Source organism: Stenotrophomonas sp. STEN031, assembly GCF_056759975.1.
Window position 1 is genome coordinate 1 of the sequence record NZ_JBRREA010000025.1, and the last position, 20520, is coordinate 20520.

Genomic DNA, 20520 nt, shown 5'->3' on the forward strand with positions numbered 1-20520 from the left:
TTACTTTTCGGGGTTCTGTTTGCTGGTTTGTGACAACCGCGTCTACGCTTCTGCGGGGGCGGCCGCGGCACTACGTTGGGATTGCTTGTAATGCCCTTGCCGAGCATGGCTCGGCACTACAGGTGAAGCGTTGTTGCGATCAGTACACGTCGCGGCGATAGCGCCCTGCGATACGCAACGCTTGATGCGCATCGGCACCAATCGCATCGATGATCACCTTGTCCACCGCCGGGGCCATGCCTTGCAGGCTGCCGCAGACCAGGATGGTGGCGCCGTCGTCCAGCCACTGCCGCAACACATCGCTGTGTGCGGCCAGTGCGTCCTGCACATAGTGGAACTGGCCGTCATCGCGGCTGAAAACTGTGTCGAGTCGCTCGATGCCGCCTTCGCGCTGCCATCGCTGCAGCTCGGCACCGAAATGGAAATCGTGGGCGGCATTGCGTTCGCCGAACAGCAGCCAGTTGCGGTGTGCCCCTGCATCGATGCGTGCGCGCAGGTGCGCGCGCAGGCCAGCGATGCCGGTGCCGTTGCCGATCAGGATCAGCGGGGTGTCGTTGGCCGGCGGATGGAAATTGCTGTTGCTGCGCAGGCGCAGATCAATGCTGTCGCCGATCTGCGTGTAGTCGCAGAGCCAGCCGCTGGCCAGGCCGGGTGTGCCATCCGGGCGCAATTGCCGGCGCAGCATCAGTTGCAGGCTGCCTTCGCTAGGCATTGACGCAATCGAGTATTCGCGATGGGGCAGGGGCTTGAGGCTGGCTGCCAACGCATTGGCATCGTGATTGTCGGTGCCATCCGGCAGGTAGGAGCGGGCGAGGGCGTCCGCCAGCGTGCGGCCATCGGCCAGCACGGTTGCGGCATCGAACCGGTTTGCCTGCAGCCACTGCATTACCGCATCGGCGGATTGGCGTGGGCCGATCTCGGCGATGTCGCCGGCCTGCCAGTCCGGCAGGGTGCCCGTGGTGGGCTGCAGTTGCAGGTGGAAAACCTTGCCGCCGATGCTGCCGGGGTTGAGTACTTCACGTTGGCGCAGCAGCCAGGATTGATAGGCCGGTGCGCTCCAATCGCTGGCATGGCTGGCTTCCCCGCCAAGTTGGCCCAGCAGTTGCTGCCAATGGCGCAGTGCGTCTGCATCGGCATTGTCCACTTCCACCGTATCGAACAGCGGTTGCGCGCCGTGAGTGCGCAGCCACTCGTCGAGTTGATGGCCGAATGCGCAGTAGTGCTCGTAGGTCTTGTCGCCCAGTGCCAGCACCGCGTACTGCAGCTGTGGAAGCTGCAACGGCTTTGGCATTACCCGGCTCAGGAAGGCGAGCGCATGATCCGGCGGATCCCCTTCACCGGTGGTGGCGGCGACAAACAGGGCCTGGCGACTGCTGGAGAGCAGCGCAGCATCAACCTGGTCGATGGCGCGCAGGCGGGTCTTGTGCCCGGCAGCGCGCAGATGCGCGGCGGTGCGCTGTGCCAATTGTTGTGCAAAGCCAGTCTGGCTGGACCATGCCACCAGGATCGGCGGTTCATTGCTGTCGCCGTTGTCGTCATCGCGTTGGCGGGTACACCACCACAGCGCGAAGCAGGCTGCGGCATAGACCACCAGCGCTGCCAGCGCCATCCACCACTGCGATGCCAATGGTGCGGCCGGCCACCAGCGTTCGCCCAGATGCAGGCGCAGCAGCAATAGCGCGATCAGCAGCAGGCCGAGGCCAACAGCGAGATTGCCGAGCAGGGCGCGGGTGGAACGATTGGGATTCATTGCGTGCTGGCGTCCAGGTGACGCTGGAAGGCGGGCGTCATGGTTTCGACAAGGCCATTGCTGCCACGGGTGATGAAGCGTGCAGCCAAGTCATGGTCGTTGGCAAAGGCCAGGCCTTCTTCGGCCCCCATCACGGTGAGCGCGGTGGCCCAGGCATCGGCATGCATCGCATCGCGGGCAATGACCGTTACCGCCGCAGCTGCGCGGCTGACCGGGGCGTGGCTGCGTGGGTCCAGGGTGTGGCTGTAGGAGATGCCATCGCGCTCGAACTGGTGCCAGCGGTCGCCGGAGGTGGCAACCGCCAGATCATCGAGCGCCAGCACGCGCGGTGGGTACTCGGCGCCGGCGTCTTCTTCGGGTGCGGATTCGACCAGCACGCGCCAGGGCTGGCCGTCGGGCCTCAAACCGTAGCCATGCAGTTCGCCGCCGACCTCGACCAGTGCGGCGCTGATGCCGATACGGCGCAGCCAGGCGCTGACCAGATCCACGCCGTAACCCTTGGCGATGGCTGACAGGTCCAGCTGCAGGCCGCCGGGTTGCAGCGCGCTTCGGGTCTGCGGGTCGAGCTGCAGCTTGTGCCATCCGCAGCGTGCGGCGACCTCGGCCAGGCGCGCCGGATCGGGCACCGTCCGTGCGCCGGCATCGGCACCAAAGCCCCACAGGGCGACCAAAGGCCCGATGCTGGGATCGAAGGCGCCAGCGCTGCGCTCGGCGATGTCGTGCGCGGTGCTGAGTACGTTCCAGAAGTCATCGGGCAGTGCGTGCCAGCTGTTGGCGGTGGCGCGGTTGTAGCGACTGATGTCCGAGTCGGCTTCCCAGGTGCTCATCTGCGCGACGACGCGGTCGAGTTCGGCCTGGATGCCTGCATGCAGCGGGTGCAGGTCACGGCTGCGTGCAGCCACCAGCTTGACGCTCCAGCTGGTGCCCATGGTGTGGCCGCCAAGGGCGGCGATGTCGGCGTTGGTGGACATCGGTATCAAAAAGCCAGCTGGGGCAGGTGTTTCTTCTCCCGTTTACGGGAAAAGGTGCCCCGAAGGGGCGGATGAGGGGGAGCTTTTGCTGTTCTGGCCGGCAGCCAATTTCATTGATGCTGCTTCGGCTTTGCCCTCACCCCAACCCCTCTCCCGGAGGGAGAGGGGTTTTGAGCTTTACTGCGGCAGCACTTCAAGCGTGGCGACGTAGCTCAGGCGGCGGACGTTGGCCTGCGGGATCGAGGTCTTGTTGTCCTCGGTGCCGGTTTCCAGCCAGTACATGCCCGCCTGCGGCCAGGTCACCGAGAACTCGCCGTTGGCGTCCGTGGTGACCTTGATCTCTTCCTGGGCGTTGCGGTAACGGGTGCCACCACGGGTGATCTCGACTTCCAGGCCAGCGTGCGGCTTGCCATCAACCAGCAGCTTGAACTTGGCCTGCTCACCGGCAAACAGGTCGTTCGGATGGCCCAGGGCAACCAGTTCCATGCCCTTGCCGGTCGGCGCCAGAGCGGTGTCGTTCGGCTTGCCGTTGGTGACGAAGGTCTCGATGCGGCCGGCGGTCTCGGAGACCTTCAGGTCCTTGGCGTCCTTCGGTACTTCGGTGGCGAAGGTGGCGGCGTTACCGCGCCAGCGCTTGGGCTTGCCGTCTTCCTGCCAGTTGGCCGACAGGCCGGCATTGACGGTGGCCAGGCGGTAGGTGCCCTGCTGGGTCAGTTCGACGTCGAACACGCTGCGGTACTTGCCGGTGGCGGCATTCTGCGGCTGCACGGTGCTGCCGTCCGGTGCGGTGATCACCAGGTTGTCCAGGCGCAGCGGCACGTGGTTGAAGTAGAACAGGTCGTTGGAAACGGCCGCATCCACGGTGATCCACGGGTTGGTACCGGCAATGACGGTCTGCGACGGCTGCAGCCAGGCCTTGTGGGCGGCGGCGGAGAACGGCAATGCTGCAGCGATGGTGGCGGCAAGCAGGAGGGAACGCTTCATCGGTTGGCTCCGTTGGTAAGGGGGATCAGGGCTTGACGGCGAGGGTGACGGTGCCGAGTTCGGAGGTGCCCTGGGCACGGCCGTTCTGCGCGGCACGGGCTGGCCAGGTGAAGGGAATCTTGACCAGTTCGCGGCCACCGACTTCGCGTGCGGCTTCCACCACCAGCGAGTACTGGCCGGCGGGCAGCGCGCGCAGTTGCGGCTGGCGGTCGCTGAAGCTGAGCTGGTGCTTGCCGACCGGGCGGGTCGGGCCGGTCACGCCATCGACCGGCACCTGCAGGGTGCGGCCGCTCTTGCGCCACCATTGGCGCAGGTCCGGCAGCCACTTGGTGCCATGGCCTTCGGCAGTGTCCTTGAGCTGATACCAGACCGACAGGTTGGCGGCGACCTGCTGGTCGGCACCTTCGATCCACACCGCGACATACGGGCGGTGGTATTCGGCCACGTTGAGCTTGGGCACTTCGACATTGACGTCGAGGCTGGCGGCGTAGGCGGCAGGAGCGGTGGCAATCAAACCGCTCAGGGCGATGGTCAAGGTGACGCGCATGGTGCGACTCCGGAGAGAAAGACGGTCAGTGGATGAGGAGCAGGGCAATCAGCAGCGGGATCAGCAAACCCAGGCCGACCAGCGGCCAGGTCATGCGCCGCTGCCGCGCATGCAGATGCAACAGGAACAGGCCGGTGATGCAGAACACCAGGCAGGCCACCGCAAAGACGTCGAGGAACCAACCCCAGCCCGGGCCCGCATTGCGGCCCTTGTGCAGGTCATTGAAATAAGAGACCCAGCCGCGACGGGTTTTTTCAAACTCCACCGCGCCGGTTTCGCGGTCAATGCTCAACCAGGCATCACTGCCGGGGCCGGGCATGGACAAATAGATTTCTTCCGGCGACCACTCCGCCTCGCGGCTGCCAATGGACACTTCCAGGCGACTGGATAGCCAATCCGCTACGCGCGCGGGCAGTGGTGCGTTGCCGTCTTCGCGATCACCCAGGGCCTTGAGCACCGGCGCTGGCAGTTCCAGTTGCTGGTTCTGCACCTGCGGCTTGGCTTCGATCCTGGATGCGTGGTTCAGGGTGATGCCGGTCAGCGAGAACAGCAGCATGCCGATCAGGCAGACCGCCGAGCTGATCCAGTGCCACTGATGCAGGGTGCGCAACCAGAAACCGCGGCTGGCCTGTTGTTGCACGATGGTGGTGCTGCGATCTGCGGACACGGGGAAAGAGGGGATGGAAGGAGTGCGATTAGATCACTAATGAGAATGATTCGCAATTTGTATCGATTTGTATCCAAAAGACCGCCAAACTCACTCCGCGAGGATGTCGGGTGCCTGGGCACGTCGGCGGCGCAGTGATGACAACTTCTGCAACGGCTGTTCCAGCAGCCGCCAGGACACGAGCCCGGCACCAACACAGGCCAACAGGGTCAACAGCACGAACAGGCCGGATTGCCAGGTGGTGCTGTTCCACCCGCTTTTCTGCCAGAGTCGGCCCGCGGCGGAAATGACGAAGACATGGCTCAGGTACAAGGAATAGGAGCTGTCGCCGATCCGTAGCAGCGCAGGTGGCAGCACTGGCGCGCTGGCACGCTCCCAGCGCACCAGCCCGAGGGTCAGCAGTGCTGCTGGCAGGCCAAAGCCAAGTGCACGCAGTGCCGCCGAGGGCGCGGCGGCATCCAGGCCAGCAAGTATCAGCAGCGTAGACAGGAAGCCCGCCGCGCCCAACCCGGCCACCGGAAGTGCGAGAGCTGCGGGCAGTCGTTGCCAGTACAGGCCAACCAAGGCACCTGCGATGAACTCGAGGGTAAGTGGGCTGCTGGCAACAAGCTGCCATGGCGCGGCGGCGGGGCCCAGCAGTTGCTGCGCACACAGGGTCAGCACAGCCCAGCCGAGCAGCAGCCAAGGCAACAGCGATTCACGGGCGAAGGCGATCATCCCGGCCATCACCAAGTAGAAGAACATCTCGTGGATCAGCGTCCAGCCCACGGTGAGCAGCGGCAGCTGTGATTGCGGCCAGAGCAGATAGGAGGCAACGATGCTCTGGTCCTGGTAGGAACTATTGGCCATGCCCGGCGCCAGCAGCATCAGCGCCACCACCACGCTGGTGTAGAGCCAATACAGTGGCAGAACGCGCCAGCAACGACGCAGCAGGAAACGCCCGGCATTGTGGGGGCTGCCGTAGCTGCCGGCGGCAATCGTGGTCATCACAAAGCCGGACAGCACGAAGAACAGATCCACGCCACTGTCGGCGTAGCGCATCAAGGCTGGGATCAGCGGTGCGGTTGCAGAGTATTTCTGCTCCACGATCTGCAGGTGGAACACGACGACCAGCAATGCGGCAATGGCGCGCAGCGCCTGTACGGAGTGGAAAGTGCGGCTGGTCATTGAAAAAGCGGGGTTAAAGGTGTGCGGACTTTAGCACCGGGATCGTGGATCTGCCGGCACAGCCCAGTGCCGCTCCCACAAAAAAATCCGATGCCAGCGTTCTGGCATCGGATTGCGGATGACGCAAACATCCGGTTGAACAGCATCCACCATCGGTGGGCACCGGCACCGGCACCGGCACCGGCGATGCAGATGCCGGTGCCATGCGCCGCGGTGCTTAGAAACGTGCGTTCAGTGACAGCCAGTAGCTGCGGCGCTGTTCCTTCACCGCGTAGTCGTCAACGCAGCTGTATTCGCTGGGCGAGGTCAGGATGCACGACTGCGCGACGAAGTCCTTGTCGAACAGGTTGTTGACGCGTGCATTGACGGTCAGCCAGTCGTTGAGCTTCCAGCTGCCGCCCAGGTGGAAGGTGGTGTAGTCCTCGTAATAACGCACGGTCGAGCTGCTGACGCCGCCGATGTTGGAGACCAGCGTGTCGCGGTAACGGTCGTAGCGGCCTTCGCCGATCAGGCTCAGGCTGATGGCCTCGTTGAGCTGCCAGTTCAGGCTGGCATTGGCCATGTGCTTGGCCGGATTGCCGGCGATCGGCTGGCCCTTGGTGGCACCGCTGGTCTGTTCGCTCTTGGTATAGGTGTAGTTGCCGCGCAACTGCAGGTTGTCGAGCAGGTCAACGTGGCTGGCCAGTTCGACGCCGCGGGTTTCGGCCTTGTCCAGGTTCACGCTCTGGCTGAAGACGCTGTAACCCAACGCCGCCCAGCCCGGGCCCACGTCCACGCAGTAGCCGCTGTTGGCAGGCGCCACTTCGCAGTTGGCGAAGCTGCCGCCGCTGGCGATCTTGTCGTCGAAGCGGTTGAGGAAGGCGGTGGCGTTGAAGCCCCAGCGGCCGCCGTCGTAATAGGTGGCGATTTCGTAGTTGGTGCTGGTTTCCGGCTTCAGGTGCGGCGAACCGACCATCGGGATCACGCCCTGGCCACCGAAGCCGGTGACACCCGGGAACAACTGGTCCGGACGCGGGGTCTTGTAGCCGGTGCTGATGCCGCCCTTGACGGTCCAGGCATCGTTGGCATTCCACACCAGGTAGGCGCGCGGGCTGACATGGCTGCCGAAGATGTTGTGGTGGTCATAACGCAGGCCCAGGGTCGCGGTAAGTGCGTCGGTCAGCGCCCAGTTGTCCTCGGCGAACACCGACCAGGTGCGGTGCTTCTGCTTGACGTTGTCGCGGTAGCCGTTGCCGTCCATGCCGAACACGCCGTCGGTCATATCGGTGTTGTTGTACTGGCCACCCACGGTGACCTTGTGCGCACCGAAGCTCAGGTCGAGCATGGTGTCGAGCACCATGGCATCCAGTTCCATCGTGCGCAGCGGACGCGGCAGGAAGGCCTCCAGGCGCGCGCGCTCGGCGTCATTGAGTACCGACAGGTTGCCGCTGGCCATGTTGCAGTTGGCCGCCTGGCCGCGGCGTCGGCAGACATCGTTCCACAGCGTCTGCAGGTCGGCGCGTTCGGCCAGGGTCAGCGGCAGCGAGCGGCCGAGGTTGTTGCTCTGGGTGCGCGACAGGCTGGTCTGCCAGGTGCCGAAGTCGTAGCGGCCCTGGTGGGTCAGCGACAGCTGGTCCAGCTCATAGCGCTGGTAGGCGGTATAACCCACGCGCGGCTGCACCACGCGGCGGCTGGTGGTGCCGCCGTTGCCGTTGGGGATGGTGGCCACGCCGCTGCGCCACAGGCTTGCAGCACTGTCCAGGGTGCCGGTCTGGCCCTGGCTGTTGTCGTATTTCTGGCGTGATACGTCGTAGTCCAGCCACAGGTCGTCGTTGTCGCTGGCCTTGAAGTTCAGGCGGATGCCGCTGTTCCAGTTGGTATTGGCGACCGCCTTGCCACCGCCGCCAAAGCCAAGCGCACGCTCCCAGCGGCTGCCATCGGGCAAGGGCAGGGAATCCCATTCGGGGCGCGACTCGTCGATGTCGTACCAGCTGCCGCGCACGGTCATGCCGAGGCGGTCCTTGATCAGCGGGCCGCTGAGGTACAGATCGGTGGTGCGGGCGTCGCCGAAGGCATCTTCCTGCTGCACGGTGAAGCCCTGCGTCACCGAACCATGCCATTCGTTCTGGTTGCGGCGGGTGATGATGTTGATCACGCCGCCCATGGCGTCGGCACCGTACAGGGTCGACATCGGGCCGCGTACCACTTCGATGCGCTCCACCGCGTCCAACGGCGGCATGTAGGCGAACTGGCCGCCGCCGAAGTTGTTCGGGTACAGGTTGCCGACATTGCTCTGGCGGCGGCCATCGATCAGCACCAGCGTGTACTCGGAGGGCATGCCGCGCATGGAGATGGTGGCGCGGCCGTTCTTGTCGGTGGTTTCCATGCCGACGTCGATGCCCTCGACGTCACGCAATGCGTCGACCAGGCTGGTGTAAGGACGCAGGGCCAGTTCCTCGCGGCTGACCACGCTGATGCTGGCCGGCGCATCGGTGATCTTCTGCTCGAAGCCGCTGGCGGTGACGACCACCTTGTCCAGCGTGGTCGGCGCACCGCTGCCGTTGGCGTGTGCACTGGCACTGATGGCGCCGAGCACGGCGAGGCTGAGCAGTTGGCGGGAAACGGACACGCGGTGACGCTGGCGCAGGGCCATGGGAATACCTCGATCTTGGAAATGCGGAGAGCAGTTGCAATCGCTGCTGGCGCTGGGCGCGTGCAGGGCAAGCTGGGAAGAAGAAAGGGATGTAGCGGAAACGACTACGTGTGGAACGTCAGCTCAGCGGTGGCGCTTGCCCGCGCTGCTGGCGTGGGCTGGCCAGTGCATGGGCAATGACCGGCTCGGATGCCGGGATGACCGTGCGGATGGGAGTGACGTCGACCACTGCAGACAGCAGCGGCTGCACATCTGGCTGGGGCTGGACTGCGCGTGGCGCGCGCAACTGTGCTACCCGGCGCAGCTTGGCCGGGCTTTCTTCTTCCAGGTGGCGTTCGCCGCCTTGACGTTCTTCAGCCGGCGCCGAGGCATGGCCGCTCTGGGTCAGGCCAAGCCGGGAAAACTGGGCGCCGTTCTGGCATAGCGCTGCCAGCAGCGACAGCAACAACAGCATGCACAAGGCCAGCGGACGCAGGCTGACAGCGCCGGAACTGGCGTTGGTCTGTGCGTGCTGGCGCTGTGGTTGGTGCATGCGTATCCCCGGATTGCGGACGCGGCGACAGGGGCCGGCGTGCGCGGTGCGGCATTGTAGATACGATTAGTTAACTTTTGCAAATGAGAATTGATATCAATTTGACGAATATCAATCGCTGATTGGCATCATGTGTGGCAGCCGACGTAGCCCGGGTAAGCGCAGCGCACCCGGGAGGCGGGGATCTATCGAATTTTCTGCGGTGGGCCCCGCGGCCCCGGGTGCGCTTTGCTTACCCGGGCTACGCACTCTCTGCCGGCGGCGCTATGTGTTGCTCAGGTCTCAGCCCACTGCCGCAGCAGGTTGTGATAGATGCCGGTGAGGCTGACCAGCGAGGGGTGCTGCGGGCAATCCTGGGTGAGCTGCTGGATGGAGGTATCCATCTCCCACAGCAGGCGGCGGTGGGCATCGTCACGGACCATGCTCTGCACCCAGAAGAACGAGGCCAGGCGCGCGCCGCGCGTCACCGGCTGCACCTTGTGCAGGCTGCTGGACGGATACAGCACCAGGTCGCCGGCCGGCAGCTTCACTTCATGCTCGCCGTAGGTGTCGGCAATGATCAGCTCACCGCCGTCGTATTCCTCCGGCTCGCACAGGAACAGCGTGCAGGACAGATCCGAACGCAGCTGCTCGCCCTGGCCGAGGTTCATCACCGAGCCATCGACATGGAAGCCGTAAGTACCACCACCGGCATAGCGGTTGAAGCGCGGCGGCAGGTATTTCAGCGGCAGCGCGGCGCTGAAGAAGGACGGATTGCGGGCCAGCGCCAGCAACACGGTCTCGCCCAGTTCGCGGCGTAGCGCAGAGTTCTCCGGCAACTGCTCGTTGCGCTTGGCATGGGTACCGAGGTGGCCGACGGTTTCGCGGCCGTCGGTCCAGTCGGCGGCGTCCAGCTTGCGGCGGAACTGCGCGATCTGTTCGGCGCTGAGTACGTTGGGAATATGCAGCAGCATGGGAGTTCCTCGGCGCCTGGCTCAGGCGACCAGTGCGCGGATCTGCGGATGGGGGGAGGCGGCCAGCTCGGGCACGATATGCGCCATGAACGCCGGGCTGCCATGGGCAAGGGCCAGCCGCAGCCAATGCACGGCCTGCTCGACCTGGCCCTGCTGCAGCAGGATGGAGGCGAGGTTGGCCTGGCCACGGAAATCGCCGGCTTCGGCCGAACGTTGATACCAGGCAAGGGCGGCCTGTGGATCGCGTTCGATGTCCAGGCCGTCTTCCAGATGCCGCGCCAGCAGGTTCATCGATTTGGCGTGGCCCATATGCGCGGCCTGGGTATACAGCGCCAGCGCGCGCGGCCGGTCCTGTGGCACGCCGCGGCCGGTGGCGAGCAGGTTGGCATGGTTGTACATGCCCCAGTCCAGCCCGGCCTCGGCGGCATTGCGGTACCAGACGGCGGCCAGCGTGGCGTCGGGTGTGCAACCCTGGCCCAGCTCATGGCAGCGGCCGAGCATGTTCATCGCCAGCGCGCTGCCGTTGTTGGCGGCGGTCTCGTACCAGAGCAGGGCGGCGTGTTCGTCACGTGCCACGCCCTTGCCTTCGATGTAGAGCTGGGCCAGCAGCAGCTGTGCATCCAGCTGGCCACCCAAGGCGGCCTCGCGGACCTGTGTGAACGCACCCTGCGGATCGCTTAGCAGCTGTTGTGCCAGCGTGTTGGTATCGGTGGGTAAGGGATTGGACATGGTCTTGCCTGTGACCCGATTTGCAGCGGCTTCTGCTGCTGATGGTAGCCAGTGGGGGAGGAGCCGTCGTCTGTTGCGGGGGGACCGGAAAAGCACAACGGCGGCAGGTCTGCACCTGCCGCCGCTGTTGGTCATGCCTGGATCAGAACTTGACGTTCAGTGCCAGGGTGGCCGCGCGACCCGGGGCGATGCTCGCGTAGTGCGAGGCATAGGCCTTGGTGAAGTAGGTCTTGTCGGTCAGGTTCTGCACGTTCAACTGCAGGCTGATGTTGTCCTGGATGGCGTAACCGATCATGGCGTCCCAACGGGTGTAGCTGGGAATCCATTTGGTGTTGGCCGCGTCGCCGTACTGCTTGTCGACGTAGCTTGCGCCACCACCGATGGTCAGGCCGAACGGCAGCACATAGGTGGTCCACAAGGTCGCGGCATGCTTCGGGGTGTTCGGGAACACGTTGCCGTTGTTCGGCGAGACGACGTACTGGCCTGCCGGGCATGGCTGGCCGCGCGGCACGGTGACGCCACAGACAAAGCCGTTGTCCTTCAGCTCGGAGTCCATGTAGGTGTAGCCGGCAGAGACGTTCCAGCTGTCGGTGATCTGACCGGTGACGCCCAGCTCCAGGCCATTGATCGCCTTCTTGCCCGCGTTCTCGGTGTTGCCGGAGTCAACCGTGACGCGCGCATTGCTCATCTCGGTGTGGAAGATGGCGGCGGTCAGATTCAGGCGCTTGTCGAGCAGGTCCCACTTGGTGCCCAGCTCGTAGTTCTTGGTCTCCTGCGGCTTCAGGTTCTGGATGGCGGCGCTGATCGAGTCATTGCCTTCACCGCTGTCCATGCCCGGCGGGGTCGAGGAGGTGCCGTAGGACAGGTAGATGCTGCCGTTGGCGGTCGGCTTGAACACCACGCCAGCCTGGTAGTTGAGGAAGCCGTCGCTGTTGCGCAGCACGGTCGGGGCCTTGTTCAGGACCGGGGTGACCTGCTCGGTGTCGTAGTCGTCCCAGCGCAGGCCGAGGTTGACCAGCCATTGTTCGGTGATCTCGATCGTATCGAACGCATACACCGATTTGGTCTTGGTGGTCTGCTCGATATCCAGCGCCTTGTCGCTGCGGGTCACCGGGTGGGTGGCCGACCACGGATCCTTCGGGTTCGGGTTGTAGAAATCGGTGCAGTTGTAGCCGGTTGCCGCGCCGGTGGTCTTGCACACCTGGTTGTTGCCGATCGGGTTGTTGGTGCCGGCGCCGCCGATCACGTAGCTGCCCTTGCTGCTCTTTTCTTCGCTGTACTCGACGCCTGCGCTGTAGCTGTGCTTCAGGCCGCCGGTCTGGAACGCACCGGTCAGGCTCAGCTGGTCGGCGAAGGTCTTGGTGTCGATCGCACGGTTGTTGGTACGGCGCCACAGGGTGCCGTACTGCAGCGGGTTGTTCTTGCTGTCGTCCGGCTGGGTCCACAGGTAGTCATTGCTGGTATTGCCCAGACGCGCGATGTTGCGCAGCTTGTGCTCGCCGAACGCGTAGCTGGCGTCCAGGGTACTGATGTCGGCACGGGTGCGCTGGAAGTCGCGGTCGATCAGACCGTAGTAGTTGTTGCGGTTCGGAACCAGCGGTGCGCCGACGGTGGTCTTGGTGGCCGGGTCGCCGTACGGGAAGCCGCCGGCATCGGGCATGTCGTCGGTTTCCAGGTGGTAATGGCTGGCGATCAGCTGCAGCGGACCGTTCAGGCCGAATGCGATCGACGGCGCGACACCCCAGCGGCTGACATTGGCAACGTCACGACCGGCGATGTCGGACTCGTGCTTGAGCAGGTTCAAACGTGCGGCGATGCCGTCGCCGAGCACGTAGTTGGCATCGACGGTGCCGCGCGCATAGCTGTCGGTGCCGATGCCCATGCTGGCGCTGGTTTCGTTCTTCAGCTTCGGGGTCTTGCTGACCAGGTTGATGCTGCCGCCGCCGGAATCACGGCCACCGTAGGCCGAGCTCGGGCCCTTGACCACTTCCAGCTGTTCCAGGTCGAACACTTCGCGGGTCTGCGTACCGACGTCGCGCAGGCCGTCGACGAACATGTTGCTCTGGCCGTCAAAGCCACGCAGGAACGGACGGTCACCGGTGGAGTTGCCACCTTCGCCGGCACCGAAGGTGATGCCCGGCACCATGCGCAGCGCGTCGACCAGGTTGGTCGCACCGATTTCCTGGATGGTCTTCTCGCTGACCACGGCCACCGACTTCGGCGTATCCAGCAGTTCAGCGGTGAACTTGGGCGAGGACGGCGCGAACCAGCTGCCGCGGACCTGCACCTGGTCCAGGTCGGTGGCCTTGTTCTTGGCCGAATCGGCATCTGCGTCGGCGGCCAGCGCGGTCAGCGGCGAGAAGCCGGCAGCCAGGGTGGCGGTGGCGAGCATGGTGGCGCGCGGCGCGTACTTGCGGGTCTTGATATGGGTCATGGACGGGTATATCCGGGAGAAAAGAAACGGACTGGCACGACAGGCCGGATGGCGCTGCGGGCGGAAATCGGGAGCGGGAGGTCAACGACGGCGCGTAGCGGACGCGCGGATCCGCCTGCGGCGGCTCAAGCGGCGTGGGTACGCGGCGGGGCGTGGCCGGGATTGAGCAGCAGGCAGGGGGCCAGCGGGTAGCGCTGGGCACGTTCAACCGCGTGCAGCAGCAGCGTGTCGCTGGCGGCAGTCAGGAAGACGCGGCTGGGAGTGAACGAGGCCGGCCGCAACGGGCTGGACAGCATGGGTGCAGGGCGTTGCTTGCCGACACGTGAGGATTCAGCACCGGATTCGCTGATCGCGGTCATCTGCAGCGGCTGCTGCGGATGGCCGGGTTCAGGCGAGACCTGCACCTGCTCGAAACCTGCCAGCGCCGTCGGGACGGCAACCTCCGCCTTGGCCTGCAGAGCTACGGCCCAGACCAGCAACATGCCGAACACCAGCATCAGCCAAGGCAGGCGCTGCCGCACGGTGGCGACAGTCAGCGTAGGAGCCTTGGTGGAGGGTGAGGACATGGGGAAAGATGCGGGCCGTTAATTTCGCGTTATCGCGACAGATGCGCATCTTATTGAGAATTGTTTGCGTTTTCAATGCCAACACCTACCGGACAGCGCCGGTCGTCGGGGGCACAGTGCCGATCAGCCGGATGCAGGCAAGGGTAGGGAAAGGGTGAAGACAGCAGCCGCCAACGCTGGGGAGCTGCCCACCGGCGTGCCGGGGGCAGCCAGCACGCCCCCCGGATCAACCCAGCGGCCGGGTGCTTAGTCGCGGTCGTCGCGCGACCAGATGCCGCCGTGTTCGCGCTTTACCGGGAACTTGGGTACGGCTGTATAGGCGGGCGCGCACAGGGCGCGGCCGTCGCGGATGTCGAAGCGGGCACCGTGCAGGATGCACTCGATGCTGCCTTCGTCCGGGTCCAAGGTGCCGGAGGACAGTTCGAACTCCTCGTGCGTGCACTGGTCTTCCAGGGCATACAGCTCGCCGTCGAGATTGAACACCACGATCGGGGCGCCGGTGACCTCGTCGAAGCCGCTTTTCAGCTCGCCCGGCAGCAGTTCTTCACTGGCGCAGATGAAGGTCCAGGTCTCGCTCATGCAGCGGCCCCCAGCGCCTTTTCCAGGATTTCGAACTGCAGGTCATCGCGCTTGGGGATGCCAAAGCGTTCGTCGCCATACGGGAACGGCTTTTTGATGCCGGTGCGCACGTAGCCGCGGCGCTCATAGAAGGCGATCAGTTCGTCGCGGCAGTCGATCACCGTCATCTGCATGGTGGGCAGCTGCCATTGTTCGGCGGCATGCTGTTCCGCGCGCTGCATCAATTGCTTGCCGATGCCACCGCCCTGGGCGGCCGGGCTGACCGAGAACATGCCGAAATAGCCGTGGCCGTTCTCATCGGCGACGTGGCAGCAGGCCTGCAGTTGGCCGTCCTGTTCGGCGAGCAGGATCACGCTGCGCGGGCGGTCCAGATCGCCCTGGATGCCGGCGGCGTCGATGCGCTGGCCGTCGAGGATATCGGCCTCGGTGGTCCAGCCCACGCGCGAGGCGTCACCACGGTAGGCGGAGGTGACCAGATCGATCAGGGCCGGGATGTCGGCGGCGGTGGCGGTGCGGAAGGTCAGCGTGTTCATGCGTTGCATTCTAGCGCTGGGAGCTGGAACGCACGATGGGAGGTGTCTTGGGATACCGGGATTTCTGCCGAAACGGAAGAAATGTCCCCTCCTTTTCGCGTAGAGAAGGGGAGGGCTAGGGAAGGGTTGGTTCTCCGCGAGCTGGTGCAGTTGCGGCTCTACGCTCCCTCCCCTTGCCGCAGGCAAGGGGAGGGCTGGGGAGGGGTTGAGCTTTGTGCTGTTGGAACTGTGGCTTCGCGGCTCACGCCGCTCCTACAAAACCAGCCGCTGTTCTCAGCCCAGCAGGCTGCGGACCTTCTTCAATGCGGCCATGAAGGCTTCAATCTCTTCATGCGTGTTGTAGAACGCCAGCGAGGCGCGGCAGGTGGCCGCGACACCGTAGTACTGCAGCAGCGGGTGCGCGCAGTGCTGGCCGGAACGCACGGCAACGCCTTGCAGGTCGAGCAGGGTCGCCAGGTCGTGCGCATGCGCGCCTTCGATCTGGAACGACACCACCGCGGCCTTGTTCGGCGCAGTACCGAAGATGCGCAGGCCTTCAACGCGCTGCAGTTCTTCGGTGAAGTGGGCCAGCAGTTCCTGCTCGCGCGCTTCGATGTGCTCGCGGCCGAGCTCCTCCAGGTAGTCCACCGCGACGCCCAAGCCGATGAAACCGGCGATGTTCGGGGTGCCGGCTTCGAACTTGTGCGGGCCGTCATTGAACACGGTGCCGTCGAAGCTGACTTCCTTGATCATCTCGCCACCGCCAAGGAAGGGCGGCATGTCCTGCAGATGCTCGCGGCGTGCCCACAGCGCACCGGTGCCGGTGGGACCGCACATCTTGTGGCCGGTCACGGCGTAGAAATCGCAGCCGATCGCTGCCACGTCCAGCGTCAGGTGTGGGGCAGCCTGCGAGCCATCAATCACGGTGATGATGCCGCGCTTGCGCGCTTCACGGCAAATCTCACGGACCGGGTTGATGGTGCCCAGCACGTTGGAGACGTGGGTGAGCGCCAGCAGCTTCACTTCCGGGGTCATTGCTGCATGCAGCGCATCGAGGTCCAGGCTGCCGTCGGGGCGGATTTCGGCCACGCGGATGCTGGCGCCGGTGCGCTGGGCAACCAGCTGCCACGGCACGATGTTGGCGTGGTGCTCCATGCGCGAGACCAGGATCACATCGCCAGCCTTCAAACGCGGCAAGGCCCACGAATACGCGACCAGGTTGATCGCGAAGGTGGTGCCGCTGCACAGCACCAGCTCATCGGCGCGCACGTTGAGGAAGCGCGCAAGTTTGGTGCGCGCGCCTTCGTAGGCGTCGGTGGCTTCGGTGCCGAGCGCATGCACCGCGCGGCTGACATTTGCGTTGTAGCGGCGGTAGAACTCGTCCACCGCGCCGATCACCGACAGCGGCTTCTGCGCGGTATTGGCATTGTCGAAATACACCAGCGGCTTGCCGTTGACTTCGCGCATCAGCAGCGGGAAGTCGGCGCGCACACGCTCCCAGTCGGGGGCGGTGGCCGTGTGGTGGATCGGACGCGGGGAACTGAGGTTCATGCCATGCCTGCCTGTTGCAGTGCCTGGTCCAGGTGGCGGGCCAGTTTTTCGGTGAGAGCGCCTTCCACCGCGGACAGCGGCTCGTGGCAGAACGCCGCGCTGAGCATGGCGCGGGCCTGTTCTGCCGGTACGCCGCGCGAGCGCAGGTAGAACAGCGCATTGGCGTCGAGCTGGCCAACGGTGGCGCCGTGCGCCGCCTTGACCTCGTCGGCGTCGATCACCAGCGTCGGCTGGGTATCGATCTCGGCATCGGCCGACAGCAGCAGGTTCTTGTTGGACAGATTGGCATCGGTGCCATCGGCGCCTTCGCGGATACCGATGCCGCCGTGGAACACCACGCGACTGCGGTTGGCGGCAACGCCGCGCCAGACCAGTTCGGCGCTGGTGTTCTTGGCGATGTGCTCGATGCCCAGGCGGGTATCGATATGGCGGCGGCCGGTGCCCAGCAGCACGCCATTGGCGGTCAGCTTGGCGTTGTCGCCTTCCAGGCGCACGTTGAGCTCATGGCGGCTCAGTGCTGCACCCAGTTCCAGGTCGATACGGCGGTATTCGGCATCGCGGGCCAGCACCGCGTCGGTGCGCAGCAGCGAAGTGGCGCGCGCGCTGTCGGCCTGTACGCGGGCATGCGACAGCAGCGCGTCCTGGGCGATGTGGACGTGGACGAGGGTGTTGTCCAGGTGCGCGCTGTCGCCAGCCTGCAGGTGGTGCTCGACTAGGCCGAACACGGCGCCACGGCGCAGCTCGACAAGGTGACGGTGATGCCAGGCGTGGTCGCTGGAATCCGCCGCGCTGACAAACACCAGATGCAGCGGGGTTTCGCTGACGATGCCGTCGGCGACCTGCACCAGCACGCCCTCATCGGCGAGTGCGGCGTTGAGCTGGGCGAACACTTCGTCGGCGCGTTCGAAGCGACGGCCGAGGAAGCGCAATGCATCCGGCTCTTCGTTCTGTACGGCCGACAAGGTGCGTACCTGTACGCCGGCATCCAGCGACGACAGATCGCTAAGCGCAGCGCTGTGGCGGCCGTTGACGAAAACCAGGCGCGGCGACGGAATGTCAGCCAGCAGCGCGGCATCGACGGCTGGGGCCTGCAGCGGTGCAGCGGTGAAGCTGCGGCGCTCCAGTTGGCGCAGCGAGGTGTACTTCCAGGCCTCGTTGCGGGCGGCGGGGAGGCCGGTCTTGAGCGCAGCTTCAAGCAGCTCAGCGCGCTCCTTGCTGCCGCAGAAGGTGCCGGCCAGTGACTCCAGAAGAGCGCTCATTACTTGGCCGCCTCGCGGACCACGCGGTCCTTCAGGAAGTCATAACCGTGGGCCTCCAGCTCCAGTGCCAGTTCCGGGCCACCGGTCTTGACGATGCGGCCGTCGGCCAGCACGTGCACCACGTCCGGCTTTATGTAGTCGAGCAGGCGCTGGTAGTGGGTGATGACCAGGAACGAACGCTCCGGCGAACGCAGCGCGTTGACGCCATCGGCCACGCTCTTCAGCGCATCGATGTCCAGGCCGGAGTCGGTTTCGTCGAGGATCGCCAGCTTCGGCTCGAGCACGGCCAGCTGGAAGATCTCGTTGCGCTTCTTCTCGCCACCGGAGAAGCCTTCGTTGACGCCACGGTGCAGCAGCTCGTCCTTCAGGTGCAGCACGGCCAGCTTCTGCCGGACCAGCTTGAGGAACTGCATCGAGTCCAGTTCTTCCTCGCCGCGTGCCTTGCGCTGCGCATTGAGCGCGGCACGCAGGAAGTAGGTGTTGTTGACGCCGGGGATTTCCACCGGGTACTGGAAGGCCAGGAACAGGCCGGCGGCGGCGCGTGCTTCCGGTTCCAGCTCCAGCAGGTCGCCATCTTCGAACTGCACGCTGCCAGCGGTGACGTCGTAGCCGTCGCGGCCGGACAGGACATTGCCGAGGGTGGACTTGCCGGCGCCGTTCGGGCCCATGATGGCGTGCACTTCGCCCGGCTTCACTTCCAGCGACAGACCCTTGAGGATTTCCTTGTCGCCGATGCTTGCGTGGAGGTTTTCGATCTTCAGCATGAGGGTGCGTTCTTCAATATGTAGGGTGCGGGGCGATCAGAGCTCGCCTTCGGCGCGATCGAGGAAGGTGGCGCGCAGCCACTGGGTGCGCTGCCGGGTCAGTTCGGCCTTGTTGGCCGAATACAGCATCGGGTACATCGAGCCGTACAGGACGCGCGGGTTCTCGTCCTTGCCGACCGGGTAGCGCGCTTCGATGTCGGCATCGCGCAGCGGGATCCACAGGCGCTGGGCGGCGCGCAGCTTGTCGATGGCGACCTGCTGGCCCTGCAGTTTCTGCATCACCTGCCGGTACACGGCGTTGAGCTCGGCGTCAGCGGCGGTGGCTTCGGCGGCCGCACATTCGTTGATATCCAGCTGGGTGCGGGCATCGTCGCAGGCCTTGCCCGGCGACGCGGCGAAGGCGGCGAACGGCAGCACGGCCAGCAGTAGCAGCGACAGGCGGCTCATCCGACCGATCCTTCCAGCGAGACTTCCAGCAGTTTCTTGGCTTCCACCGCGAACTCCATCGGCAGTTCCTTGAAGACCTGCTTGCAGAAGCCGTCGACGATCATCGACACCGCGTTTTCCTGGTCGATGCCGCGGGCGCGGCAATAGAACAGCTGGTCGTCGGAGATCTTGGAGGTGGTGGCCTCGTGCTCGACGGTGGCGCTGGGGTTCTTCACCTCGATATAGGGGAAGGTGTGGGCGCCACACTTCTTGCCGATCAGCAGCGAGTCGCACTGGGTGTAGTTGCGCGCGCCTTCGGCACCACGGTCAACCCGCACCAGGCCGCGGTAGGTGTTCTGGCCACGGCCGGCGCTGATGCCCTTGGAGATGATCTTGCTCTTGGTGCGCTTGCCGACGTGGATCATCTTGGTGCCGGTATCGGCCTGCTGACGGTGGTGGGTCAGCGCGACCGAGTGGAATTCGCCCACCGAGTCGTCGCCCAGCAGCACGCAGGACGGGTACTTCCAGGTGATGGCCGAGCCGGTTTCCACCTGGGTCCAGGTCACCTTGGAGCGCGCGCCACGGCATTCGGCGCGCTTGGTGACGAAGTTGTAGATGCCACCGACACCGTTCTCGTCACCCGGGTACCAGTTCTGCACGGTCGAATACTTGATTTCGGCATCTTCCAGCGCCACCAGCTCGACCACCGCGGCGTGCAGCTGGTTTTCATCGCGCATCGGCGCGGTGCAGCCTTCCAGGTAGGAGACGTAGGCCTTGTCTTCGCAGATGATCAAGGTGCGCTCGAACTGCCCGGTATTGCTGGCGTTGATGCGGAAATAGGTGCTCAGCTCCATCGGGCAGCGCACGCCGGCCGGGATGAAGACAAAGCTGCCGTCGGAGAACACCGCCGAGTTGAGCGCGGCGAAATAGTTGTCGCCGACCGGTACCACCGAGCCCAGGTACTTCTGTACCAGCTCCGGATAGTCGCGGATGGCCTCGGAGATGGAGCAGAAGATCACCCCCTTCTCGGCCAGTTCCTTGCGGAAGGTGGTGCCGACCGAGACCGAGTCGAACACCGCATCCACTGCCACGCCGGCCAGCTTCGCGCGCTCATGCAGCGGCACGCCGAGCTTTTCATAGGTGTCCAGCAATTCCTTGGGCACTTCGTCCAGCGACTGGTATTTCGGGCCCTTGGGCGCGGAGAAGTAGCTCAGCGCCTGCAGGTCGATCGGCGCGATCTCGAGCTTGGCCCAGTCCGGCTGACGCATGGTCAGGAAGTGGCGGTAGGCGTCCAGGCGCCACTGCGTCATCCACTCGGGCTCGTCCTTCTTGGCCGAGAGGGCGCGGATGACGTCCTCGTCCAGGCCGGGGGGGAATGACTCGGATTCGATCAGCGTGACGAAGCCTGCGTCGTATTTACGACCCAATTGCTCATGGATTTCACGGTTCGGGCTGTCGACGGTGTCGACCGGTTCGATGATTTCGGTGGCCATCAGG

The 20520-nt window shown here is 65.0% G+C and carries 19 protein-coding genes; all 19 read right to left on the reverse strand.

All coding sequences use genetic code 11. From position 1 onward, the window contains the following. Positions 1-139: 139 nt before the first annotated feature. Complete coding sequence (locus ACVOLQ_RS12515; RefSeq protein ID WP_481528216.1) at positions 140-1750, reverse strand: sulfite reductase subunit alpha; 1611 nt, start codon at positions 1748-1750, stop codon at positions 140-142. Next, entirely contained in the window at positions 1747-2721 is a 975-nt protein-coding gene (locus tag ACVOLQ_RS12520; RefSeq protein ID WP_481528217.1) for an FAD:protein FMN transferase, read from the reverse strand. Before ACVOLQ_RS12520 ends, ACVOLQ_RS12515 begins: the two co-directional genes overlap by 4 nt. Positions 2722-2898: 177 nt before the next feature. Beyond that, positions 2899-3705 (reverse strand): DUF4198 domain-containing protein, encoded by an 807-nt coding sequence (locus ACVOLQ_RS12525; protein ID WP_481528218.1) that lies wholly within the window; start codon positions 3703-3705, stop codon positions 2899-2901. Positions 3706-3730: 25 nt separating this feature from the next. Further along, complete coding sequence (locus ACVOLQ_RS12530) at positions 3731-4252, reverse strand: DUF2271 domain-containing protein (RefSeq protein WP_313170411.1); 522 nt, start codon at positions 4250-4252, stop codon at positions 3731-3733. Between the two features lie 25 nt (positions 4253-4277). Further along, positions 4278-4919 (reverse strand): PepSY-associated TM helix domain-containing protein, encoded by a 642-nt coding sequence (locus ACVOLQ_RS12535; RefSeq protein WP_481528219.1) that lies wholly within the window; start codon positions 4917-4919, stop codon positions 4278-4280. A gap of 90 nt (positions 4920-5009) precedes the next feature. Next, the gene (locus tag ACVOLQ_RS12540; protein WP_481528220.1) at positions 5010-6086 is read right to left on the reverse strand and encodes an acyltransferase family protein; all 1077 of its coding nucleotides are present in this window, start codon (positions 6084-6086) and stop codon (positions 5010-5012) included. Positions 6087-6303: 217 nt separating this feature from the next. Continuing rightward, entirely contained in the window at positions 6304-8718 is a 2415-nt protein-coding gene (locus ACVOLQ_RS12545) for a TonB-dependent receptor domain-containing protein (protein ID WP_481528221.1), read from the reverse strand. A 118-nt stretch (positions 8719-8836) separates the two neighbouring features. Then, positions 8837-9250 (reverse strand): hypothetical protein, encoded by a 414-nt coding sequence (locus tag ACVOLQ_RS12550; RefSeq protein ID WP_481528222.1) that lies wholly within the window; start codon positions 9248-9250, stop codon positions 8837-8839. Between the two features lie 275 nt (positions 9251-9525). Beyond that, positions 9526-10203: a Fe2+-dependent dioxygenase gene (locus ACVOLQ_RS12555; protein ID WP_313170420.1), complete on the reverse strand. Its 678-nt coding sequence runs from the start codon at positions 10201-10203 to the stop codon at positions 9526-9528. 21 nt (positions 10204-10224) lie between these two features. Further along, positions 10225-10932 (reverse strand): tetratricopeptide repeat protein, encoded by a 708-nt coding sequence (locus ACVOLQ_RS12560; RefSeq protein WP_481528223.1) that lies wholly within the window; start codon positions 10930-10932, stop codon positions 10225-10227. Positions 10933-11074: 142 nt separating this feature from the next. Next, positions 11075-13366: a TonB-dependent receptor gene (locus tag ACVOLQ_RS12565; protein ID WP_481528224.1), complete on the reverse strand. Its 2292-nt coding sequence runs from the start codon at positions 13364-13366 to the stop codon at positions 11075-11077. A 125-nt stretch (positions 13367-13491) separates the two neighbouring features. After that, entirely contained in the window at positions 13492-13932 is a 441-nt protein-coding gene (locus ACVOLQ_RS12570; RefSeq protein WP_481528225.1) for a hypothetical protein, read from the reverse strand. A 246-nt stretch (positions 13933-14178) separates the two neighbouring features. After that, positions 14179-14511 (reverse strand): non-heme iron oxygenase ferredoxin subunit, encoded by a 333-nt coding sequence (locus ACVOLQ_RS12575; RefSeq protein ID WP_481528226.1) that lies wholly within the window; start codon positions 14509-14511, stop codon positions 14179-14181. Next, complete coding sequence (locus ACVOLQ_RS12580) at positions 14508-15044, reverse strand: GNAT family N-acetyltransferase (protein ID WP_481528227.1); 537 nt, start codon at positions 15042-15044, stop codon at positions 14508-14510. Before ACVOLQ_RS12580 ends, ACVOLQ_RS12575 begins: the two co-directional genes overlap by 4 nt. Positions 15045-15317: 273 nt before the next feature. After that, positions 15318-16574, reverse strand: coding sequence for a cysteine desulfurase (locus tag ACVOLQ_RS12585; protein WP_481528228.1), 1257 nt, complete (start codon positions 16572-16574; stop codon positions 15318-15320). After that, positions 16571-17833 carry a Fe-S cluster assembly protein SufD gene (gene sufD / locus ACVOLQ_RS12590; RefSeq protein ID WP_481528229.1) on the reverse strand — a complete coding sequence of 421 codons (1263 nt, stop codon included), beginning with the start codon at positions 17831-17833 and terminating at the stop codon, positions 16571-16573. Before sufD ends, ACVOLQ_RS12585 begins: the two co-directional genes overlap by 4 nt. Then, the gene (gene sufC, locus ACVOLQ_RS12595; RefSeq protein WP_282271346.1) at positions 17833-18597 is read right to left on the reverse strand and encodes a Fe-S cluster assembly ATPase SufC; all 765 of its coding nucleotides are present in this window, start codon (positions 18595-18597) and stop codon (positions 17833-17835) included. The genes sufD and sufC overlap by 1 nt, the downstream gene beginning before the upstream one ends. Before the next feature lie 36 nt (positions 18598-18633). Then, positions 18634-19044: a lysozyme inhibitor LprI family protein gene (locus tag ACVOLQ_RS12600; protein ID WP_481528230.1), complete on the reverse strand. Its 411-nt coding sequence runs from the start codon at positions 19042-19044 to the stop codon at positions 18634-18636. Then, positions 19041-20516, reverse strand: a complete 1476-nt coding sequence (gene sufB / locus ACVOLQ_RS12605) for a Fe-S cluster assembly protein SufB (RefSeq protein ID WP_312370881.1) — start codon at positions 20514-20516, stop codon at positions 19041-19043. The genes ACVOLQ_RS12600 and sufB overlap by 4 nt, the downstream gene beginning before the upstream one ends. Positions 20517-20520 lie beyond the last annotated feature (4 nt).

What these genes read in the sequence shown, in the direction of transcription:
- ACVOLQ_RS12540 (WP_481528220.1), bottom strand. Translation starts at nt 6,086, where the DNA reads ATGACCAGCCGCACTTTCCACTCCGTACAGGCGCTGCGCGCCATTGCC.
- sufC (WP_282271346.1), bottom strand. Translation starts at nt 18,597, where the DNA reads ATGCTGAAGATCGAAAACCTCCACGCAAGCATCGGCGACAAGGAAATC.
- sufD (WP_481528229.1), bottom strand. Translation starts at nt 17,833, where the DNA reads ATGAGCGCTCTTCTGGAGTCACTGGCCGGCACCTTCTGCGGCAGCAAG.
- ACVOLQ_RS12530 (WP_313170411.1), bottom strand. Translation starts at nt 4,252, where the DNA reads ATGCGCGTCACCTTGACCATCGCCCTGAGCGGTTTGATTGCCACCGCT.
- ACVOLQ_RS12555 (WP_313170420.1), bottom strand. Translation starts at nt 10,203, where the DNA reads ATGCTGCTGCATATTCCCAACGTACTCAGCGCCGAACAGATCGCGCAG.
- ACVOLQ_RS12565 (WP_481528224.1), bottom strand. Translation starts at nt 13,366, where the DNA reads ATGACCCATATCAAGACCCGCAAGTACGCGCCGCGCGCCACCATGCTC.
- ACVOLQ_RS12575 (WP_481528226.1), bottom strand. Translation starts at nt 14,511, where the DNA reads ATGAGCGAGACCTGGACCTTCATCTGCGCCAGTGAAGAACTGCTGCCG.
- ACVOLQ_RS12600 (WP_481528230.1), bottom strand. Translation starts at nt 19,044, where the DNA reads ATGAGCCGCCTGTCGCTGCTACTGCTGGCCGTGCTGCCGTTCGCCGCC.
- ACVOLQ_RS12580 (WP_481528227.1), bottom strand. Translation starts at nt 15,044, where the DNA reads ATGAACACGCTGACCTTCCGCACCGCCACCGCCGCCGACATCCCGGCC.
- ACVOLQ_RS12515 (WP_481528216.1), bottom strand. Translation starts at nt 1,750, where the DNA reads ATGAATCCCAATCGTTCCACCCGCGCCCTGCTCGGCAATCTCGCTGTT.
- ACVOLQ_RS12550 (WP_481528222.1), bottom strand. Translation starts at nt 9,250, where the DNA reads ATGCACCAACCACAGCGCCAGCACGCACAGACCAACGCCAGTTCCGGC.
- ACVOLQ_RS12525 (WP_481528218.1), bottom strand. Translation starts at nt 3,705, where the DNA reads ATGAAGCGTTCCCTCCTGCTTGCCGCCACCATCGCTGCAGCATTGCCG.
- ACVOLQ_RS12520 (WP_481528217.1), bottom strand. Translation starts at nt 2,721, where the DNA reads ATGTCCACCAACGCCGACATCGCCGCCCTTGGCGGCCACACCATGGGC.
- ACVOLQ_RS12545 (WP_481528221.1), bottom strand. Translation starts at nt 8,718, where the DNA reads ATGGCCCTGCGCCAGCGTCACCGCGTGTCCGTTTCCCGCCAACTGCTC.
- ACVOLQ_RS12560 (WP_481528223.1), bottom strand. Translation starts at nt 10,932, where the DNA reads ATGTCCAATCCCTTACCCACCGATACCAACACGCTGGCACAACAGCTG.
- ACVOLQ_RS12585 (WP_481528228.1), bottom strand. Translation starts at nt 16,574, where the DNA reads ATGAACCTCAGTTCCCCGCGTCCGATCCACCACACGGCCACCGCCCCC.
- sufB (WP_312370881.1), bottom strand. Translation starts at nt 20,516, where the DNA reads ATGGCCACCGAAATCATCGAACCGGTCGACACCGTCGACAGCCCGAAC.
- ACVOLQ_RS12570 (WP_481528225.1), bottom strand. Translation starts at nt 13,932, where the DNA reads ATGTCCTCACCCTCCACCAAGGCTCCTACGCTGACTGTCGCCACCGTG.